The 16,365-nt window shown below is 53.1% G+C and carries 17 protein-coding genes and 3 tRNA genes; 6 read left to right on the forward strand and 14 right to left on the reverse strand.

What is annotated here, in order from left to right:
* Nucleotides 1-56: 56 nt before the first annotated feature.
* The 7 genes from SERAS12_RS10690 to SERAS12_RS10720 form a co-directional block, all read right to left on the reverse strand.
* Nucleotides 57-293: a major outer membrane lipoprotein gene (locus SERAS12_RS10690; RefSeq protein WP_004943717.1), complete on the reverse strand. Its 237-nt coding sequence runs from the start codon at nucleotides 291-293 to the stop codon at nucleotides 57-59.
* 308 nt (nucleotides 294-601) lie between these two features.
* Nucleotides 602-2,014 carry a pyruvate kinase PykF gene (gene pykF, locus SERAS12_RS10695; RefSeq protein ID WP_013812667.1) on the reverse strand — a complete coding sequence of 471 codons (1,413 nt, stop codon included), beginning with the start codon at nucleotides 2,012-2,014 and terminating at the stop codon, nucleotides 602-604.
* A 403-nt stretch (nucleotides 2,015-2,417) separates the two neighbouring features.
* On the reverse strand, nucleotides 2,418-2,723 hold the full coding sequence (locus SERAS12_RS10700; RefSeq protein WP_013812668.1) for a cupin: 306 nt from the start codon (nucleotides 2,721-2,723) through the stop codon (nucleotides 2,418-2,420).
* 141 nt (nucleotides 2,724-2,864) lie between these two features.
* Nucleotides 2,865-2,941 (reverse strand) — tRNA-Val (locus tag SERAS12_RS10705).
* 20 nt (nucleotides 2,942-2,961) lie between these two features.
* Nucleotides 2,962-3,038: transfer RNA gene (locus SERAS12_RS10710), tRNA-Val, on the reverse strand.
* Nucleotides 3,039-3,058: 20 nt separating this feature from the next.
* Nucleotides 3,059-3,135 (reverse strand) — tRNA-Val (locus SERAS12_RS10715).
* 192 nt (nucleotides 3,136-3,327) lie between these two features.
* Nucleotides 3,328-4,704, reverse strand: a complete 1,377-nt coding sequence (locus tag SERAS12_RS10720; protein ID WP_013812669.1) for an MATE family efflux transporter — start codon at nucleotides 4,702-4,704, stop codon at nucleotides 3,328-3,330.
* Between the two features lie 242 nt (nucleotides 4,705-4,946).
* On the opposite strand from SERAS12_RS10720, the gene SERAS12_RS10725 reads away from it, so the two are divergent.
* Together SERAS12_RS10725 and SERAS12_RS10730 are read left to right on the forward strand one after the other, a co-directional pair.
* Nucleotides 4,947-5,597, forward strand: a complete 651-nt coding sequence (locus tag SERAS12_RS10725) for a riboflavin synthase (protein ID WP_013812670.1) — start codon at nucleotides 4,947-4,949, stop codon at nucleotides 5,595-5,597.
* Nucleotides 5,598-5,625: 28 nt separating this feature from the next.
* Entirely contained in the window at nucleotides 5,626-5,922 is a 297-nt protein-coding gene (locus SERAS12_RS10730; protein ID WP_013812671.1) for an I78 family peptidase inhibitor, read from the forward strand.
* 76 nt (nucleotides 5,923-5,998) lie between these two features.
* Here the strand turns inward: SERAS12_RS10730 and cfa are convergent, their stop codons facing one another.
* Together cfa and punC are read right to left on the reverse strand one after the other, a co-directional pair.
* The gene (cfa, locus tag SERAS12_RS10735; RefSeq protein WP_013812672.1) at nucleotides 5,999-7,150 is read right to left on the reverse strand and encodes a cyclopropane fatty acyl phospholipid synthase; all 1,152 of its coding nucleotides are present in this window, start codon (nucleotides 7,148-7,150) and stop codon (nucleotides 5,999-6,001) included.
* Nucleotides 7,151-7,491: 341 nt separating this feature from the next.
* Entirely contained in the window at nucleotides 7,492-8,700 is a 1,209-nt protein-coding gene (gene punC / locus SERAS12_RS10740; protein WP_013812673.1) for a purine nucleoside transporter PunC, read from the reverse strand.
* 124 nt (nucleotides 8,701-8,824) lie between these two features.
* Between punC and punR the strand changes: the two genes are divergently transcribed.
* Nucleotides 8,825-9,769: a DNA-binding transcriptional activator PunR gene (gene punR, locus SERAS12_RS10745; RefSeq protein WP_013812674.1), complete on the forward strand. Its 945-nt coding sequence runs from the start codon at nucleotides 8,825-8,827 to the stop codon at nucleotides 9,767-9,769.
* On the opposite strand, the gene purR is transcribed toward punR, so the two are convergent.
* Nucleotides 9,766-10,791, reverse strand: coding sequence for an HTH-type transcriptional repressor PurR (purR, locus tag SERAS12_RS10750; RefSeq protein ID WP_004943736.1), 1,026 nt, complete (start codon nucleotides 10,789-10,791; stop codon nucleotides 9,766-9,768). The genes punR and purR overlap by 4 nt on opposite strands.
* 323 nt (nucleotides 10,792-11,114) lie before the next feature.
* On the opposite strand from purR, the gene SERAS12_RS26215 reads away from it, so the two are divergent.
* Nucleotides 11,115-11,204: a YnhF family membrane protein gene (locus SERAS12_RS26215; RefSeq protein ID WP_004943739.1), complete on the forward strand. Its 90-nt coding sequence runs from the start codon at nucleotides 11,115-11,117 to the stop codon at nucleotides 11,202-11,204.
* 214 nt (nucleotides 11,205-11,418) lie between these two features.
* Here SERAS12_RS26215 and SERAS12_RS10755 read toward each other — a convergent pair whose 3' ends face one another.
* Nucleotides 11,419-12,237, reverse strand: a complete 819-nt coding sequence (locus SERAS12_RS10755) for a C40 family peptidase (protein WP_013812675.1) — start codon at nucleotides 12,235-12,237, stop codon at nucleotides 11,419-11,421.
* A 415-nt stretch (nucleotides 12,238-12,652) separates the two neighbouring features.
* Between SERAS12_RS10755 and SERAS12_RS10760 the strand changes: the two genes are divergently transcribed.
* On the forward strand, nucleotides 12,653-12,997 hold the full coding sequence (locus tag SERAS12_RS10760; protein ID WP_013812676.1) for a Grx4 family monothiol glutaredoxin: 345 nt from the start codon (nucleotides 12,653-12,655) through the stop codon (nucleotides 12,995-12,997).
* A 71-nt stretch (nucleotides 12,998-13,068) separates the two neighbouring features.
* On the opposite strand, the gene rnt is transcribed toward SERAS12_RS10760, so the two are convergent.
* Both rnt and gloA read right to left on the reverse strand, forming a co-directional pair.
* Complete coding sequence (rnt, locus tag SERAS12_RS10765; RefSeq protein ID WP_013812677.1) at nucleotides 13,069-13,749, reverse strand: ribonuclease T; 681 nt, start codon at nucleotides 13,747-13,749, stop codon at nucleotides 13,069-13,071.
* A 79-nt stretch (nucleotides 13,750-13,828) separates the two neighbouring features.
* Nucleotides 13,829-14,236 carry a lactoylglutathione lyase gene (gloA, locus tag SERAS12_RS10770; protein ID WP_013812678.1) on the reverse strand — a complete coding sequence of 136 codons (408 nt, stop codon included), beginning with the start codon at nucleotides 14,234-14,236 and terminating at the stop codon, nucleotides 13,829-13,831.
* Between the two features lie 324 nt (nucleotides 14,237-14,560).
* On the opposite strand from gloA, the gene idi reads away from it, so the two are divergent.
* Complete coding sequence (gene idi / locus SERAS12_RS10775) at nucleotides 14,561-15,100, forward strand: isopentenyl-diphosphate Delta-isomerase (protein ID WP_013812679.1); 540 nt, start codon at nucleotides 14,561-14,563, stop codon at nucleotides 15,098-15,100.
* 109 nt (nucleotides 15,101-15,209) lie between these two features.
* On the opposite strand, the gene SERAS12_RS10780 is transcribed toward idi, so the two are convergent.
* Nucleotides 15,210-16,307, reverse strand: a complete 1,098-nt coding sequence (locus SERAS12_RS10780) for an alkene reductase (RefSeq protein ID WP_013812680.1) — start codon at nucleotides 16,305-16,307, stop codon at nucleotides 15,210-15,212.
* Nucleotides 16,308-16,365: the final 58 nt, after the last annotated feature.

Here is a 16,365-nt window from a genome sequence, read left to right on the forward strand (position 1 = left end):
CGCAAACCAAAAAAAACGGCGCACAATGTGCGCCGTTTTCAATAACCGAAGCTATCTTACTTTTTGTAAGCGTGAGCTTGGTTGTCCAGGCGCTGGTTAGCACGTGCTGCGTCGTCTTTAGCTGCTTGAACGTCAGAACGGATTGCGTTCACGTCGTTGCTCAGCTGGTCAACTTTAGCGTTCAGAGTCTGAACGTCAGAAGACAGTTGATCGATTTTAGCATTGCTAGAGCAGCCTGCCAGCAGAGTGGAACCCAGGATTACCGCGCCCAGTACCAGTTTAGTACGATTCATTATAACACCCTCTAGATTGAGTTAATCTCCATGTAGCGTTACAAGTATTACACAAACTTTTTTCGAAAGAGAATAATTTTTTTGTATTGGAGTGCTTTATTTTGATCGTTCGCTCAAACTTGCATCTTCTTTTGATGAATAGTTAAAAAATCTAGGGAAAACAGCTGGATTCCATGGGACAACTCCGATTTGTAATTAGCCAAATAATGAGCAATCGGCGGTTGCGTTTTTGGGAAAACAGTTTACTACTGCTAAAAAAAACGCCGCTAAGCGGCGTTTTGGTCAAGACAATTATGTCACGTTTTATATTACAGCACGTGAACCGAGGCAGTATTGGTGGTGCCGCTCGGTACCAGAGCGCCAGAAACCATCACCACAACGTCGCCTTTTTGCGCCAGGCCGCTGGCCAGCGCAGCTTCTTTGCCAATGCGATAGAAGTCGTCGGTAGAGGCGATTTCTTTGACCATTTGCGGCGTAACGCCTTTGGTCAGGATCAATTGGCGAGCGGTGACTTCGTTGGTGGTCAGCGCCAGGATCACGGCGTTAGGGAAGTATTTACGCACGGATTTGGCTGATTTACCGCCGCTGGTGGCAACCACAATCAATGGCGCATCCAGTTTTTCTGCGGTTTCAACGGCGCCACGGCAGACGGCTTCGGTGATGCGCAGTTTGCGGTTGTCGTTCAGGCTGTCAATACGGCTCGGCATCACGCGATCGGTGCGCTCGCAGATGGTGGCCATAATGGTCACGGCTTCCAGCGGGTATTTGCCCTTGGCGCTCTCGCCTGACAGCATAACGGCGTCGGTACCGTCCAGAATGGCGTTCGCCACGTCGCCGGCTTCAGCACGGGTAGGGCGCGGGTTCTTGATCATCGAATCCAGCATTTGGGTGGCGGTGATCACCACTTTACGTGCGCGATTACATTTTTCGATCATCATCTTCTGAGCGAAGATCACTTCTTCTACCGGGATTTCTACGCCCAGATCGCCACGAGCTACCATGATGCCGTCAGAGGCTTCGAGGATCTCGTCGAAATTGTTCAGGCCTTCCTGGTTTTCAATTTTGGAGATGATCTGAATCTGCGCGCCGCCGTGGGCTTTCAGATGTTCGCGGATTTCCAGCACGTCGGAGCGTTTGCGGATAAAGGACGCGGCAACGAAGTCGACACCTTGTTCACAGCCGAAAATCAGGTCGCGTTTGTCTTTTTCCGCCAATGCAGGCAGTTGGATGGAAACGCCCGGCAGGTTAACGCCTTTGTTTTCGCCCAGATCGCCGCTGTTCAGTACCTTACAGATCACTTCGTTTTCGGTCACGTTAGTGACTTCCATGCCGATCAGGCCATCGTCAACCAGCACGGTATTGCCGATTTTCAGATCGGCGGAGAAACCGGCGTAGGTGACCGCAACGCGTTCGTTATTGCCGATAATGCTTTGATCGGTGGTGAAAGTGAAGGTCTGGCCGGCAACCAGCGCCGCGTCTTTACCGCCTTCCAACTTCATGGTGCGGATTTCCGGGCCTTTGGTATCCAGCAGGATACCGGCGTTTTTGCCGGTTTTCGCGATCACGGCGCGCATGTTCTTGATGCGGTTGCCATGTTCTTCATAATCGCCGTGGGAGAAGTTGAGGCGCATTACGTTCATGCCTGCATTGAGCAGGTTGGTCAGCATTTCTTCCGATTCGGTTTTTGGACCGATGGTACAAACAATTTTGGTCTTTTTCATGACGGAGTTTTCTACAAGTTGTGATGGATAAAAAACGAATAAAACCAGCGGCCAGGCCACCGGTATGGAATTTGAGTCGCGCCTGGTGGTGCAAAACACAGTTAAGGATAGGTGACCAGAGTTGAAATGGGGTGTAAAAATTCAGCCCGCGCCGGGGCGTAGGGATGCTGCGCAACATGATGAGATGAAAATGTGTTGTTATTGCGTTTTCGCAGATCAAGGGCTGAAACCATTCAACTGAAAGACGTTGCGCATTATAAAGGCTAAGCGACGGGAAACAAAATAAAAAACCGGTGTTCGGCGGCGGATCCGTCAAATCAGCAGCAAATGTGGCGCAAATGCAAATCACCAGCAGGTGTTTGTTGCGCAAATAACCTTACTGTGAACGCCACAATGGAGGCAATCAATCTGCCGTGGTGATTTCCAGCAGGGTTCCGGCAGTCAGGCAGAAGCATCCGCTGGCGATATTGGCGGGAATGGCGATAGTTTCCCCGGCCACCACCACCTGAGTATCACTGCCAACGGTGAATTCAAACTCACCGGAAACGACCCGTGTTTGCAATGAGTATGCTCGTTTTTGCAGTTGCCCGAAGGTGCCGGCCCCGAATTTGACTTCTGTAGCACGGGCGCCATCGCTCATTATGCCTTGTCGGCGGATGAGGCCGTTGTCGAGTGTTTCAAACGGAGTTTCTGCGGTAAATGTCAGCATTAAACCTGTCCTGTAAAAGGTGTTCGCCATGATGATATTCGGATACGGCTAGCGGTTACAGAAGTAACGTTCGGGAATCGCATGGGCAGATCAGGGCAATGGAAATGTCGAAGAAAGGACAAACATGAGGAAATAACGATTTGGTGCGTCCGAGTGGACTCGAACCACCGACCCCCACCATGTCAAGGTGGTGCTCTAACCAACTGAGCTACGGACGCACTGCACTGCTTTAGTAATTTGGTGCGTCCGAGTGGACTCGAACCACCGACCCCCACCATGTCAAGGTGGTGCTCTAACCAACTGAGCTACGGACGCACTGTACTGCTTTAGGAATTTGGTGCGTCCGAGTGGACTCGAACCACCGACCCCCACCATGTCAAGGTGGTGCTCTAACCAACTGAGCTACGGACGCATCTTTTCCTGTCTGTCATGGCTGACAGCGGGGACGAATATTAACGAGCTACCTGCGTGCTGGCAAGGAGAAAAACGTAATTTTATCCGGTATTTCACACGATTGCTGAGCTTATGTGCAGTGCGGCTGTTTTTTCCGCAAACACGGGCGAAGAAGCCACCGGCGGCTGAACAAACCGGCCGGTGGCGAAACTTAGCGGGCGGAACGCTGCAAGATCAACGCAGCGGGCTGTTTTTGCAGCCAGCGCATGCGCGCGGCCATCATGATGGCCGCAAAGGTCAGGCCGATGATAAAACCAATCCAGAAGCCGCTTGGCCCCATCGCCGGCACCAGGACATCGGTTAGCGCCAGTACGTAGCCGCTCGGCAGACCCAACACCCAATAAGCGATAAAGGTGATGAAGAAGATTGACCGGGTATCTTTATAACCGCGCAGAATACCGCTACCGATCACCTGAATCGAATCGGAAATCTGATAAATGGCCGCCAGCAACATCAGGTGCGACGCCATGGCCACTACCGCCGGGCTGTCGTTATATAACAGAGCGATTTGTTCGCGGAAAGTGGCGGTAAACAGCGCGGTGCAGCAGGCCATCAGGATGCCGACGCCGATAGCCGCATAGGCGGCTACCCGTGCGCCTTCGACCGAACCTTCACCTAGCCGATAGCCGACGCGAATGGTGGCGCTGACGCCGAGCGACAGTGGCAACACGAACATCAACGCGCTGAAGTTCAGCGCAATCTGATGCCCGGCCACGGAAACGATACCGAGCGGCGAGACCAGCAGGGCGACGATGGCGAACAGCGTCACCTCAAAAAACAGCGCCAACGCCACCGGCAGACCGATGCCGATGAGGCGTTTCATCGCCGGCCAATCCGGGCTGCGGTTGCTGCCTTCATGCGGTAGGATGTCACGCTGCGATGGTGCGCGTTTTACATACCAGCGCATAGCCAGGAACATGAACCAGTAGACGCTGCCGGTCGCCACGCCGCAACCGACGCCGCCCAGCTCAGGCATACCGAACTTGCCGTAGATGAAAATATAGTTAATCGGGATATTGACCAGCAGCCCGAGAAAGCCAATCACCATGCCGGGTTTGGTTTTCGACAGTCCTTCACACTGGCCACGCAGCACCTGGAAGAACAGATAGCCCGGTGCGCCCCACATGATGGCATGCAGGTAGCCAACGGCTTTATCCGCCAGTTGCGGATCGATATTGTGCATCATGTCGATCACGAACTTGCTGTTATACAGCACGAAAATGATCAGGACAGAGACCGCAAAAGCCAACCAAAACCCCTGGCGTACCTGATGAGCGATGCGGTCGCGGCGGCCGGCGCCGTTAAGCTGCGCGATCACCGGGGTTAGCGCCAGCAGCAGGCCGTGGCCGAACAGAATGGCCGGCAACCAGATAGAGGTGCCGACGGCGACGGCGGCCATATCCGTGGCGCTATAAGCACCGGCCATAATGGTATCGACCACGCCCATTGCGGTTTGCGATATTTGCGCGATGATTACCGGAATTGCGAGGGCCAATAAACTACGCGCTTCAATGAAGTACTTCTGCACGCATACACCTTTTCTATTTATTTATGATTGAGAGGAGGGTCGTCGCGAAATGACAACAATTAAAAATAGCGGAATTTTGTCAAAAAGATTGTACGCGCTCGGCGTCGTTAAGCAAATGTTGTGACGAAATAGTTATTAAATGCGCAGGCGCGGATTTTTTGCCTCCCCGGGTTTGGTTTTCCACGCCAACTGGGGCAAACTGCCCCAAGTGCTTTAAACATTTTCAGAAAGAAGAGGCTCACATGTTCACCGGTATCGTACAAGGCACCGCGCCGCTGGTCGCCATTGATGAAAAATCCAACTTCCGTACCCACGTCATAGAGATGCCTGCGGAACTGTTGCCTGGGCTGGAGCTCGGCGCGTCGGTGTCCCATAACGGCTGCTGCCTGACCGTCACCGCGGTGGAAGGCAACCGCGTCAGTTTTGATCTGATCAAAGAAACGTTGCGCCTGACCAATCTTGGCGAGCTGGCTTTGGGGGACGTGGTCAATATCGAAAGGGCGGCCAAATTCAACGATGAAATTGGCGGCCACCTGATGTCCGGCCATATTATCTGCACGGCGGAAGTCGCCAAGATTTATACCTCCGAAAATAATCGTCAGGTATGGCTGCGCATGCCGGATGCTGAACTGATGAAATACGTTCTGCATAAAGGTTTTATTGGCATTGACGGTATTAGCCTGACGATCGGAGAGGTGGTGAATAACCGTTTCTGCGTGCACCTGATCCCGGAAACGCTTGACCGCACCACGCTGGGTAAAAAACGCCTGGGCGACAAGGTGAATATTGAGATTGATCCACAAACGCAGGCGGTGGTAGACACCGTTGAGCGGGTGTTGGCGAGCCGCGAAGCGGCAATGGCGACGGCGAGCGTGCTGGCGCAGAAGATCTGACGGACAATAACCACAGAGGAGCAACCGCGTGAAGTTTTATGGGAAAACGTTGATGTTAACGGCGCTGCTGGCGCTGAGTGCCTGTAGCAGTTCACCTGAGCAGGGTGCGGCCAATCAGGCCGTTGATGCAGAAAGTGATACCTGCGGTGCCGCGCAATACCAGAGTTACGTCGGTAAACCGATGTCGGCGCTGGAAGGCGTTCAGATTGAATCTCAGGTACGCGCTATTCCGTACAATTCGGCCGTGACTATGGACTTTAACCTGCGTCGTCTGAACTTCCTGGGCGACAGCGATGATAAAATCATTCGGGTTTATTGCGGCTGATCGGCCATTGGTTAGCGAATAATATAAAACGCCCCCCGGTAAAAACCGGGGGCGTTTCGTTATGACATGGCATTAATCAGCGCGGGACGCGGATACCGCCTTCAATGCCTTTCGGGCTGAATACCACCTGCCACAATTGAATATCGCGCGCGCGAAACGCACCTGCACAGGCGTTCAGATAATAACTGAACATACGTTCGAAACGTTCGGAATAACGCTGGGCCAGTTGCGGCCATGCCTGTCTGAAACGCTCGTACCAGACCATCAGCGTGCGATCATAATCGGCACCAATATTATGCCAATCTTCCATCACGAAACGTCCCTCGCTGGCTTTGGCTATCTGTGTGACTGAAGGCAGGCAGCCATTCGGGAAGATATATTTGTTGATCCACGGGTCAACATTCATATCTGTCCGGTTCGAGCCAATGGTGTGCAGCAGGAAAAGGCCATCCGGTTTTAAATTACGCGCCACCACCTTGAAGTAGGTGCGATAATTTTTAGGGCCAACGTGCTCAAACATGCCGACGGAGGCAATGCGATCAAACTGCTGGTGCAGATCGCGGTAGTCCTTCAGCAGAATTTCAACGTCCAGCCCGGCGCAGCGCTCCTGTGCCAGCTTTTGCTGTTCGGCGGAAATGGTTACGCCCACTACGGAAACGCCATAGTTTTTCGCTGCAAAGGCGGAAAGGCCGCCCCAACCGCAGCCGATATCCAGCAATTTCATGCCCGGCTGCAACTGCAGTTTCTCGCAAATCATTCGCAGCTTGGCTTCCTGCGCTTGCTCCAGCGTGGTTGCCTCTTTCCAATAGGCGCAGGAATATTGCATATAGGGATCGAGCATCAGCGTAAACAGATCGTTTCCCAGATCGTAATGCTCTTTGCCGACAATCCAGGCACGTTTCTTCGATTGCAAATTGATTAATCGCGCGGCGGCAATACGCAGGATATCTTTCACATGGTGGGGGAGTTTCTTTTCCAGGCCAGCGCCGACTACGTGTTGAAAGAATATATCCAGCCGTTCACATTCCCACCAACCATCCATATAGCTTTCGCCCAGGCCGAGAGAACCTTCCCGCAACACGCGTTTAAAAAAATCAGGATTTTTAATCTGAATATCGAAAGGACGTGAGCCGTTTATTTCTATACCGGCCATACTGAGCATTTCATGAGCGATACGGTACCATGGGTTGTCCTGAATGCTCACATCTTCTATACACGATGAACTCATAGCTTCTCCATCACCTTCTTCTGACTTATGACCCGCCAGAAAATAGCTTAGACAATTTCTGCGGGCGCATATGTATACCTACGGTGAAGAGTCACCGTGGCGTCTGATATCCGACTATGAACAGAGGAAAATTTTAAGAAGGCTCCAGCGCAATAGGCGCGGATAAACAAATCCTTAAAAAAGTGTGACGCCATACGCGTACACAACAGCTACTTGTGATAATAAGACTATAAAAGTGTTATTTTAAAAGGTCGTTTTGAGTATAGGCTTGCCGAGGCGCTTACTCAACCGTAAATCGCACTCGGCAAAAATATTCTTTAAGTGATTATTAGTGCAGGTAATTATGACGCAGAGTTAGCATGTTCCTGTCGCCCTGCCTGCGAATTATCGATCACTTTTCCCCGTTGCAACATGTACCCCAACGCGGCTAAGACCACCGTTGAAACCATCACCGTTACCGTTGCCAACAGCGGTTGGGCTATAAAGGCCGAAACCAATAGGCTCGCTACAAAGCACAGGCCCAATTGCAGGGTATTTTGCAGCGCTGCGGCTTTACCGGTGCCTTCCGGGAACGGCATCAACGCATTCGCCACTACGATCGGGTAGCAGGCTCCGTTGACCAGCGCCATCAGGCAGAATGGAATCAGCAACGTGGTGAGCGTGGGTTCGGTCAATGTCGCCACCAGATATAACGCCACCATACTAATGCCATAACCTACCAGCAGCCATGGCAGCAGGGTGTTGCCATTCATGCGGTTTAATGCCGTACGGCAACCGTAACCGCCCAATAAGAAAGCCAGCGTCTGCGGCACATAGCTCAGGCCTATATCATTGGGGCTGTAGCCCATATCGCCAAGAATAAACGGCGAACCGGTGAGCCAGGCAAAAAAGCCGGCAGAGCAGGCGGCAAAAATGGTGACGTTACCGCTGAATACCGGCGACTTCAGCAGTTGGAAGAAACTCAGGGTGTTTTTCTGAGTGGCCAATGGCGCGCTTTTGGCGCTTTCCTTCAGTAACAGCGTCGGCAGCAGCAAAATGACGGTGATACCCAGCAGCACGGCGAAAATGGCCCGCCATCCCATGTGGTTCAACAGCCAGGCACCGACCAGCGGCGCCAGCGCAGGCGAAAGTGCCACCAGCGGCATAATGGTGGCGAATACGCGGTTGGCCTTGCCTTCACGGTAGCGGTCAATGACCAATGCCTGCCAGGTGACGGCGGCTGAGCACACACCGATCGCCTGGATAAAGCGCAGCGACCACAATTGGACGGCATTTTGCACCCACAGCATGCCAAGGCAGCCCAGGGCAAATAATGCCAGGCCAATCAGCAGCACGGGTTTACGGCCCAAATTATCGGAGAGTGGTCCCCAGAGCAGTTGAGCAAAGGCAAAACCGGCCAGGAAAATGCTCAGGCTGGCGCTGATTGCACCGGCGGAAATTTGCAGGTCTTGCTGCATGACGCCAAAGGCGGGCAGATACATGTCGGTGGCCAGGTAACCCAGCATGCTCAGGCCGGCAAGATAGAACATAAAACCAAAGGAATTTCGCATGGTATTTCTCATTAATATTTTATTGTCGCAGGTTTTTAGCGCCGGCAAGTGTATCTGGCTGGATCTCTGCTTGTGAAACGGTAATATTTGCGAAGTGCTGTTAAAAAAATTGAAGGCAAAAACCATGTGGTCTGAATATTCGCTTGATGTAGTGGACGCGGTCGCCCGCACCGGCAGCTTCAGCGCGGCGGCGCAGGAACTGCACCGGGTGCCTTCGGCGGTTAGCTATACTGTGCGGCAACTGGAACAATGGCTGGCGGTACCGCTATTTGAACGGCGTCATCGCGATGTAGAACTGACGCCGGCCGGCACGCTGTTTATTCAGGAAGCGCGCGGTGTCATCAAAAAAATGCTCGACACTCGCAGACAGTGCCAGCAGGTGGCCAATGGTTGGCGTGGTCAATTAAAAATCGCGGTGGATATCATCGTCAAACCGCAGCGCTGCCGTCAGCTGGTGCTGGATTTTTACCGCCATTTCCCCGATGTCGAGCTGTTGGTCCAACCCGAAGTGTTTAACGGCGTATGGGATGCGCTGGTGGATGGACGCGCCGATATGGCGATCGGCGCTACGCGGGCGGTGCCGGTTGGCGGTGGTTTTGCCTTTCGCGACATGGGCGACATGCGTTGGTTGTGTGTCGCCAGCCCACAGCATCCATTAGCGGGGTTGGATGGCCTGCTGAATGATGATCAGCTCCGGCCTTTCCCTTCGCTGTGTCTGGAGGATACGTCACGCAATCTGCCCAAGCGGGTTACCTGGACGCTGGACAATCAACGGCGGCTGGTGGTGCCGGATTGGGCCTCTGCGGTGGATTGTCTGTGTGCTGGGTTGTGCGTCGGCATGATGCCTGCGCATCAGGTGCTGCCGTTGGTGCAGCGTGGCGAGTTGGTGGCGCTGCAACTGCAACAGCCATTTCCCGCCAGCCCATGCTGCCTGACCTGGCAGCAGAATACCCCATCGCCGGCGATGGCCTGGCTGCTTGATTATCTGGGGGATAGCGAAACCTTGAATCAGGAATGGTTAAGCGAAGTGACGCCGGAAACCGCCTTGGCTCCCGGCGCTGGCGACTAGCGGCGGTAATCGATGAAGGGACCGTCGGCGACCGAGCGGCGTTCAACCAGCTTCGGATGTACTTCAATGACTTGCGATTCTTCACGCTTGCTGATGATGCGATCCAGCAGCATGGTGAACGCCATCTCGCCCAAACGCTCTTTGGGCTGATGGATGGTCGTCAGTGCCGGCGTGAAATAGCGGGCGTTGCGCACATTATCGTAACCAATAACGGAAATATCCTGCGGTACGCGTAACCCCAGCTCATCAGCGGCGCAAATAGCACCCATTGCCATGATGTCGCCGCCGCAGAATACCGCCGTCGGGCGCTGTTTCTGCGATAATATCTGGTGCATGGCCTTGTAGCCGGATTCCGGTTCGAAGTCACCCTGTACAATCCACTCGTCGCGTACCTCGATATTGGCTTCTTCCATGGCTTTTAAAAAGCCCTGATGGCGGCCGCCGCCGGTATTGCGCGCTAATTGGCCCGGAATGGCGCCAATCTCACGGTGGCCACGCTCGATCAGATAGCGGCCGGCCAGATAACCGCCTTCGAAGGCGTTGTCGATAATGGTATCGGTAAAATCACCGCGCGCTGCGCCCCAGTCCATGACCACCATCGGGATGTTACGGTAATCTTCCAGCATCCCCAGCAATTGATCCGGGTATTCAGAGCACATCACCAGCAGGCCATCGACGCGTTTTTGCGCCAGCATCGCCAGATAAGCGCGTTGCTTGTCCAGGTTATTGTGCGAGTTACACAGGATCAGCGTATAGCCTTTGCTGTAACAGCTGTTTTCCACCGCCTCGATCACTTCGGCGAAATAGGGCGCTTCGCTGGAGGTAGCCAGCAGACCGATAGATTTAGTGTGATTGACTTTCAGGCTGCGCGCCACGGCGCTGGGAGAATAGTGCAGCTCTTTGATCGCGGCCGCAACGGCCGCTTTAGTCTCTTCGGCGACGAAACGAGTCTTATTGATGACGTGCGAAACGGTGGTGGTGGAAACGCCAGCGCGTTTGGCCACATCTTTAATCGTTGCCATGTAAAGAATGACTCCTGAACTCACATGTTGCAGCATGTAAGTGTGATGTTAATCGTTTGCCTGCGTAGATCCTTCTTCCAAATAAGCGAAGCTGAGTTTTTAGTGTGTTGAAGTCGTCAGCGTTTGGTCAGGAGGGCATTTTTGCCGGTACGCAGTTGTGAACTGCGAATTTTGTCCCATATTGAGCCAAAGTGGAAGAGGTAATCAGTATTATAAACCGGGAAATGATAACAAGATTTTATTGTCTAACTGTGGGAAAATGGGTTGACGCATTAATTGTGTGCCTTTTATCCTTGGGATAACCCGTCTGAAAAGGAGTTGTAATGGATACCGATCTGAAAATGTCACTGTTCACCACTGTGTGTGCGCTGGCCGTTATTATTGCTTTTAGCTTCACCGCGGCGTTGAACTGATCCCCGGTTGTCACACAGGCGCAGTCCGCAGTCCGCTGTGCCTGTTCGCATTTTCCCGCCGCTACGTCAGATTTTTCCCCAAGTGCTCCGTTCACTCACACCCGGATGTCTTCCATGCGGCTTCGTTAAACTGTGGTCTGAGAACGACGAAAGGGCCTAAGGTCAGGTAGGCGGTGAGGCGTGCGGCTGGGGGGAGAGCCAGCCGCGGAGGCGATTATCGAATGGTTTTCGGCGTTACCACACGGCGGGCGCCAATGTAGTGGTTTTGCCAGTAGTCGTTGTCCAACTGGCTGATACGGATTTCCTCACCGGTACGCGGTGACTGAATGAATTTGCCGTTGCCCAGATAGACGCCGACGTGATCGGCCACGCCACGGTTGTTGATACGGAAGAACACCAGGTCACCGCTTTCCAGCTCGTTTTTCTTGATCGGCGCCGCGTCGCGCAGGTGATACATCTCGTTGGCAGTACGCGGCATCTTGATTTTCACTACGTCTTTATAGGCGTAATAAATCAGACCGCTACAGTCAAAACCGGTTCTTGGTGAGGTGCCGCCCCAGCGATAAGGTTTGCCCATTTGATCCATCAGCTTGGCCATCGCGGTTTGCTTGGCGTGCTGATAGCGTTTTTTGTGCGCCGGGCTGAGTTTCAGCGGCTTTTCGTCGCGAGCCAATTTAGCGGTGGCCATACCGGGTTCCCGGTGGCGGCCATAGCCTTTTTTGTAGCCCTTTTTCGGCGGGGTCACTTTGATCTTGGCTATTTTCTGGGTTTGGTGTTTCGATTTTGCGCTGACGATCTTTTTAGCGGTTTTCTCTGTTTTGGCTTTGGAAACCTTGGCAGTTTTTTGCGGAGCAGTGACTTTCACTTTTTTGCTGACCTTTGCCGCTTTCTTTTTCTTGCGGTCATCCGGCCGAGCTTCATTAACGTGGCTCTTGCGCTGCTCGGCGGCAATACGCGCCTGTGGCGCAGCGTGCGCCAGATTTAAGAATAGCTGTGTAAACAACAGCACAAAAAGCGTAAGAATTAAACGCATGTCGACGTTACCAACCTTGGCCCCGAAACAGATATCGAAAGAATGACAGTATTCCCCAATTTCGCCATATAAAACAGCGAAGAACTCATAAATGATAATCCATATTGTGAGAAAACGTTAACAGCATTTTTTTTGCCGAAAAATCAATCCGTTGGTGTATAAAAAATCACCTTTGGCCGCTGTTGGAATTATTAAAGGGGGATCAGGAGGCGGAAAAATATATTAGTGAAATGGTCGGATTAAAAATGTTATTCTGAGCGTATGTTTTAACCGGAATGGCCTTTGCCGGTAAGATGCGATTGGCAACGGGGAATACCCTTGCAAAAGATGGCGTTTTCTTGCGACTGTTCCAGCCGCTACAATAGCCAGTGTGATGCATGTTGTAGCCATGATATGTGGCTTGAGGAAGCAATAAATGACGACGATTGAAAAAATTCAGCAGCAGATCGGTGAGAACCCAATTCTGCTGTACATGAAAGGTTCACCGAAATTGCCAAACTGCGGTTTCTCTGCGCAAGCGGTGCAGGCGCTGTCTGCCTGTGGCGAGCGCTTTGCCTACGTTGATATTCTGCAGAATCCGGACATCCGCTCCGAGTTGCCGAAATACGCCAACTGGCCGACTTTCCCACAGCTGTGGGTAGACGGTGAGCTGGTAGGCGGCTGTGATATCATTATCGAAATGTATCAGCGCGGCGAATTGCAACAGCTGATCAAAGAAACGGCAGAGAAGTACAAAGAGCAAGAAGACCAGCAGCCATAACGGCTCGGGTTTATTGCAAGAAGACATCGGGCGGCGCCAGTGCAAACTGGGCCGCCCGATTTATTTGTGGCTTAGTCGGTATTACCGATGGCCAGCGGCCATCCGCCAAGGCGTTTCCAGCGGTTAACCAGCTCGCAGAACAGTTGAGCGGTTTGTTCGGTGTCGTACAGGGCCGAATGCGCCTGGGTGCTGTCGAACGGAATATCGGCGGCAATGCAGGCTTTGGCCAGCACGGTTTGCCCCAACACCAGCCCGCTCAGCGCGGCAGTGTCAAAGGTGGCGAACGGGTGGAAAGGGTTGCGCTTCAGGCTTGCGCGCTCTGCTGCGGCCATCAGGAAACTGTGATCAAAGTTGGCATTGTGCGCCACGATAATCGCCCGGTTACAGCCACGATCCTTGATGCCTTTACGCACCGCTTTAAAAATGCTGTGCAACGCGTCGTATTCACTGACTGCGCCACGCAGCGGGTTATGTGGATCGATACCGTTGAATGCCAGCGCTTCCGGTTGCAGGTTGGCGCCTTCAAAAGGTTCAACGTGAAAGTGCAGGGTTTCATCCTGCTGCAACCAGCCTTCTTCGTCCATTTTTAACGTAACGGCGGCAATCTCCAGCAGCGCGTCGGTTTTGGCATTAAATCCGGCGGTTTCTATATCTATCACTACGGGATAAAACCCACGAAAACGACCACTCAGGGCGTTAAGATCACTTTTTTCGGCCATCAGTTTCTTATCTTCATCGAATACAGCGCGCATTATGGCAAATTTTACGCCCGGTTGCAGGCGGTTATCGCAGGCATAACAAGAAGGGCGCCGAAAGCGCCCCTTATCGGTCTCAGTGGCCGAGACCCTGACCGGCGTGTTTGTTCTCGATCAGTTCGATCTTATAACCGTCCGGATCTTCGACAAAGGCAATAATCGTGGTGCCGCCCTTGACCGGCCCGGCTTCACGGCTCACTTTGCCGCCGGCATTACGAATGCTGTCGCAGGTGGTGGCTACATCGTCGACGCCCAACGCCAGATGGCCGAACGCGGTGCCCATCTCGTAGCTGTCGGTGCCCCAGTTGTAGGTCAGCTCAATCACCGCGCCTTCGCTTTCATCGGTATAACCGACAAATGCCAACGAGTATTTGTATTCTGGGTTCTCGCTGGTACGCAGCAGGCGCATGCCTAATACCTTGGTATAGAAGTCGATGGAGCGTTGCAGGTCACCGACGCGGATCATGGTATGGAGTAAGCGCATAATTCCTCTGATTGGATGTGCCGTCGTCAACGGCGAATGGATCTTAGCGAAACTCAGTATAGCGTTGCCGTATAAGGGATTTCAATTTATCGACATGGCTAAGGCATGAGAATAAAGGTGACGACGTCACCTATGCATCGACTATGCTGACGATAACCGCACAGTATGCTGTCGTTCGAATCAGGGAAATAAGTACTATGAACCACCTCAAGGGGGAGCGAGGTCTGATAGCAGACCAGGGTTGGATCGCGTCAATTGATAAATTTGGGTCTGGTTAGGTTTTTATCAGTACGAAGTTATCGATCTTGCCGAAGGAGGCCATCAATGGATGAAATGCTTATTCTGGTTGATGCCGATGATAATTCCATCGGCTCGCAAACGAAAACGCGGATACATCAGCAGGGGTTGTTGCACCGGGCGTTTTCAATTTTTATCTTCGATAGCCAGGGCCGTTTACTGCTGCAACAACGAGCTTTCAGTAAATATCATTCGGGTGGGTTATGGACCAACAGTTGCTGTGGTCACCCGCGCTGGGGAGAGACGACGGCAGCAGCGGCTCAGCGTCGACTACAGGAGGAGATGGGGTTCAGCAGCGAGTTGCAGCAGGTCTCCAGCTTCATTTATCGGTCAGAGGTGCCGGGCGACTTAATTGAGCACGAGTTCGATCATATTTACGTGGGATTGTTTGATGGTGAACCTCTGGGGGATCCTGCAGAAGCCCATAGCTGGTTGTGGATGGATATTCAGCAATTAACTGATGAGATAAAACGGAGCCCGGATAGATTTACCGTTTGGTTTCGGGAAATAATGAATACTGTCGATGCCAATGAGATCGCGCGCTGGGCGACGTTGGTGACGCATTAATTTCATTTGCGTTGTACGACAAGAGCCGTCTTTACCAGCCCCAACGGCTTTGTCGATAAACAGCAAAAAGCCCGCCGGCATTCGCGCACCGGCGGGCTTTTTATCTCACTTACAGCGTCGGGTAATCGGTATAACCTTCAGCGCCGCCGCCGTAGAAGGTTTCTGCCTGCGGCTCGTTCAGTGGTGCGTTCTGTTTGAAACGCTCGACCAGATCCGGGTTGGCGATATAGCTGCGGCCAAAGGCCACCGCATCGATAAAGCCTTTGTTGATCAGCTCTTCGGCTTTCTCGGCGGTGTAGGCGCCTGCGCCGACAATCACCCCTTTAAAGCGGGCACGCACCGAATCGCGGAAGGCGTTGGAATAGGGTTTGCCACCAGCCCAGTCCGGTTCGGAAATGTGCAGGAAAGCGATGTTGCGCTTGTTCAACTCTTCAACCAGATACAGTGCCGCTTCTTCCTGATCTTCACCGTTATCCAGGCCATTGAACGGACCCAACGGCGAAATGCGGATGCCGACATGCTCTGAACTCCATTCAGCGATGGTCGCGTCGACCACTTCCAGCGTCAGACGTGTGCGGTTTTCGATGCTGCCGCCGTACTGATCGGTGCGCTGGTTGGAGGCTGGAGACATGAACTGGTGCAGCAGATAACCGTGGGCCGCGTGCAGTTCGATAAAGTCGAAACCGGCCTCACGCGCATTGGCGCTTGCCTGGCGGAAATCGTTAATGATGCCCGGGATCTCTTCGGTTTCCAGCGCACGCGGGGTCGAGGTTGGAACCCGCACCCAGGCACCGGTTTCGTCACGCACGGTGGTGCGGGTGTCGGCATTGATCGCGGAAGGGGCTACCGGTGCCTGTTGGCCCGGTTGCAGGCTGTTGTGGGAGATACGGCCCACATGCCACAACTGAACGGCGATATGGCCGTTTTTATCGTGTACGGCCTGGGTGATCTTTTTCCACGCGGCGATCTGCTCTGGGGTATGCAGCCCCGGAGCGCCGGCATAGCCTTTCGCCTGGAAAGAAATCTGGGTGGCTTCGGTGACGATAAGGCCGGCACTGGCGCGCTGGGCATAATATTCGGCCATCAACGGAGTAGGGATATCGCCAGGCTCAATGCTGCGAAGACGCGTCAGCGGGGCCATAAACACGCGGTTTGGCAAAGTTGCAGAGCCAACCTTCAGCGGGGAGAACAATTTTTCAATCTTCATAGTGCATCCTATATTAATAGACCGGTCGACTAGTAATGGTTAAATCACTGCCTAACAG

The sequence above is a fragment of the Serratia sp. AS12 genome (genome assembly GCF_000214195.1).
In the GTDB taxonomy this organism is placed as follows: Bacteria; Pseudomonadota; Gammaproteobacteria; order Enterobacterales; family Enterobacteriaceae; genus Serratia; species Serratia plymuthica.

Bases quoted from the DNA above. Each gene is read 5' to 3' on its own strand.
- SERAS12_RS10700 (WP_013812668.1), bottom strand. From the start codon at position 2,723: ATGCTGACATTTACCGCAGAAACTCCGTTTGAAACACTCGACAACGGC.
- gloA (WP_013812678.1), bottom strand. From the start codon at position 14,236: ATGCGCTTACTCCATACCATGATCCGCGTCGGTGACCTGCAACGCTCC.
- SERAS12_RS10755 (WP_013812675.1), bottom strand. From the start codon at position 12,237: ATGCGTTTAATTCTTACGCTTTTTGTGCTGTTGTTTACACAGCTATTC.
- punC (WP_013812673.1), bottom strand. From the start codon at position 8,700: ATGCGAAATTCCTTTGGTTTTATGTTCTATCTTGCCGGCCTGAGCATG.
- purR (WP_004943736.1), bottom strand. From the start codon at position 10,791: ATGGCAACGATTAAAGATGTGGCCAAACGCGCTGGCGTTTCCACCACC.
- SERAS12_RS10690 (WP_004943717.1), bottom strand. From the start codon at position 293: ATGAATCGTACTAAACTGGTACTGGGCGCGGTAATCCTGGGTTCCACT.
- SERAS12_RS10780 (WP_013812680.1), bottom strand. From the start codon at position 16,307: ATGAAGATTGAAAAATTGTTCTCCCCGCTGAAGGTTGGCTCTGCAACT.
- punR (WP_013812674.1), top strand. From the start codon at position 8,825: ATGTGGTCTGAATATTCGCTTGATGTAGTGGACGCGGTCGCCCGCACC.
- SERAS12_RS26215 (WP_004943739.1), top strand. From the start codon at position 11,115: ATGGATACCGATCTGAAAATGTCACTGTTCACCACTGTGTGTGCGCTG.
- SERAS12_RS10760 (WP_013812676.1), top strand. From the start codon at position 12,653: ATGACGACGATTGAAAAAATTCAGCAGCAGATCGGTGAGAACCCAATT.
- idi (WP_013812679.1), top strand. From the start codon at position 14,561: ATGGATGAAATGCTTATTCTGGTTGATGCCGATGATAATTCCATCGGC.
- rnt (WP_013812677.1), bottom strand. From the start codon at position 13,749: ATGCGCGCTGTATTCGATGAAGATAAGAAACTGATGGCCGAAAAAAGT.
- pykF (WP_013812667.1), bottom strand. From the start codon at position 2,014: ATGAAAAAGACCAAAATTGTTTGTACCATCGGTCCAAAAACCGAATCG.
- SERAS12_RS10725 (WP_013812670.1), top strand. From the start codon at position 4,947: ATGTTCACCGGTATCGTACAAGGCACCGCGCCGCTGGTCGCCATTGAT.
- cfa (WP_013812672.1), bottom strand. From the start codon at position 7,150: ATGAGTTCATCGTGTATAGAAGATGTGAGCATTCAGGACAACCCATGG.